Here is a 2,685-nt window from a genome sequence, read left to right as displayed (position 1 = left end):
GAAACAAGACGCCGAATGCCTCCCTCATCCCGAGCTGCACCATGCCTGACCAGCAAAAATCAAGCGATCATGTTCGGTTGAGATACGGCTACTTAAGTTTTCCCGCAATTACAGACCTGGGCGGCTGGGTACCGGTCAGGTCCTCGGGATTGGCGCTGTCGGCTATCCAGCGCAGCGGCGACCCGGGGGAAGAGTCGACCAGGTCCTCGCGATGTCGCCGCTGGATCACCCGCCAGGTCATCGCTGGTGGGTCGCATGGTCGCGGGCGCCGAACAGCATCAATGACATGGACCGGTTGTGGCACGGCGCGACGGGCCGTCTTTTCGCCGGGGTGCCAGACCGTCCGCATTCCTCCCGGAAGCGGGAAGGGCCTCATCGACGTACGCTAAAAAAGAGTAGGAACGACACCCACCCAAAGCCAGGAGATTTTCATGGCCAGAGTAGGTTTCGTAGGTCTCGGGGACATGGGCTCCCGTATGGTGCCCCATCTGCTGAACTCCGACCATCACGTCGTTGTCTTCGACATTGCGCAAGACCGCATTCGTGCGATGACCGCCCTGGGGGCTGTCGCGGCTGACAGCCCGGCTGCGGTCGCACGCGATACCGATGTGGTCATCAGCAGCGTCATGTCCGACGACATACCGGCGGCACATTGGGGACAGGACGGTGTCCTCGCTGGAGTTCGTCCCGGATCCGCCCTGGTGGTCCTGTCGACGACGACTCCGAATATGCTGAACGCGATCGCATCGCGGATGCCCCCGGAAACTCACCTCGTTGACGCCCCGCTCATCGGCGGCGTGCGTTACGCGTCGGACGCCAAGTTGACCGTGTTGCTCGCGGGCTCCGATGCCGCGATGGCACTGACCGAACCAGTCCTCGCGCCATTCGGGGACGTTGTCCGCGTAGGGCCGCTCGGATCGGGCGTGGCCTACAAACTCATTACCAACGTTGTAATCATGGCGGCCGAGGCCGGTTTGCGAGAAGCCCTCGACTTGGCCGATGCCCTCGACTGTTCGTACGACACCTCGCTCGACCTACTCGCTCGCGGTCCGATGGCCGCCGTGGTGAAGCGCGCCCTCGACCGCGACAATCCGCGCGCCATCCGCGACTCGGCTCTCGACTTCGACGTGCTGCTCTCGGCCGACGACGGCGATAACCTCAAGATGTCAGCAGCCGGACGCCGTCGGCTCTGGGCCGCGGTGGAATCGGCCTCCCCTCCGCCGGTCTTCTTCGACCTGACGACGCACACTACGGCCCTTCCGGAATTCCGAAGCCGGTAAAAGTATGGCGGTTTCCCCGAAAATGGCTGGCCCCTGCACCCGTCGGCCGTCGACTCGGTCGGCGGCAACATGAGAACAGCGGTCACCATCATGGAGCCTTTTCCAACCTCAGTTTGAGCAGGTGAGGTGGAGGGTGAGGACGGCCTGGACGCGGCTGGTGATGCGGGTGGTGCTGCACCGGAGCTTGCGCAGGAGCCGCCAGTTCTTGAGGTGGCGACGGCGGGTTCGACCAGGGCCCGGATCTTGGCCTGCGAGCGGTTCGCGGCCTGCTGGCCTTGGGACAGGTTCTCCCATCGACCCCGGAACGGCACGCGGACGGCCGGTCCGGCGGCCTGGTAGCCCTTGTCCGCCCAGCACGGGATACCTGCGGAAGCGAGGGCATCGAGGATGCCGTGTTCACGGGCGGCGCGGATGTCGTGGATGGCACCGGCCAGGGCGGGTGAAGCCCACAGCAGGCGGCCGGCCGGATCGGCGAGGATCTGGACGTTCATGCCGTGCCTCTTGTGCTTGCCTGAGTAAAACGGCCGGTCGGTGGCGATCCGGTCGATCGGCAGCAGGGTGCCGTCGAGCAGGACGAACGCTTTCCTTGACGCTTCGCGGACGGCTTGTCTGAGCGTGGGTGCCAGGGCTGCAAGGAGGTCGACGGCTTCGGTGATGTAGCGGTAAGCCGTGGTCGTGCCGATGCCGAACCCCGCGGCGAGCTGGGCGTAAGGGTGCCCGTTGCGCAGGTGGGCGTGGGCGAGCAGGGCTTGCCGGCCCGCGCTCAGCCGACGCCACCGACTGCCGATCGCACGACGGCGTTCGCGGATGCGGGCAGTGAGGAACCGAAGGTGCGAGCTGGACAGGTCCAGTCCGGACGGGTGGACAAGCATGTGGAGCCTCTGGCGGAACGGGTGATCTTGGTCGTGAACCCGTCTACCAGGGGCTTCACTCGTCTGTCACGCCAACTGCTGGACCACATCGGCAGGTTGGAGAAGGCTCAGTCAAGTCGGAGCCGAGTTTGTCGAGGCCCGGGAGAAGAGCTCGGTGTACAGCCTGGTGACCTCCCGGTGGCCTCCGACCCGACTCAGCACGTGCTCGGAACTTGAACGGGCACGTGTCGACCGCCGGTTGGCCCGATTCGGAACGTGTCAACGTGCGCCGGTGACGGCGCTGTCAGATGAACTGGTGGACTGGGACGTCCTGGCTCGACATCGGAGACCGGCACCCTCGCGGTGCCCCGATAGGCTCTCGCCGTTCTGAATTCGTGAACGCTGCCTCAGCGGGGGCTGCGTCCGCAGAGCGCGACAAGTCGGTCCGATGCGGATGCTGTGTCTGGTATCTCGACCGGTGGCGCCAGGATTCCGGTGCCCTGCGCAGCTTCGATCATCGGGCGAGCGATGGGAAGCAGTTCCTCGGCGACGTC

At 65.3% G+C, this 2,685-nt stretch carries 1 protein-coding gene and 1 pseudogene; one reads left to right on the top strand and one right to left on the bottom strand.

The annotated features are described in order from the left end of the window. The first annotated feature begins 431 nt into the window (after positions 1-431). Positions 432-1,280: an NAD(P)-dependent oxidoreductase gene (locus ACFWV8_RS38255; protein ID WP_384215090.1), complete on the top strand. Its 849-nt coding sequence runs from the start codon at positions 432-434 to the stop codon at positions 1,278-1,280. 108 nt (positions 1,281-1,388) lie between these two features. Here ACFWV8_RS38255 and ACFWV8_RS38250 read toward each other — a convergent pair. Further along, a pseudogene (locus ACFWV8_RS38250) lies at positions 1,389-2,152 on the bottom strand (transposase family protein). Positions 2,153-2,685: the final 533 nt, after the last annotated feature.

It is taken from the genome of Streptomyces sp. NPDC058665, from assembly GCF_042714995.1.
In the GTDB taxonomy this organism is placed as follows: Bacteria; Actinomycetota; Actinomycetes; order Streptomycetales; family Streptomycetaceae; genus Streptomyces.
Note: the sequence above shows the minus strand (reverse complement) of the source record. Positions and strands in the feature narration are given on the sequence as shown.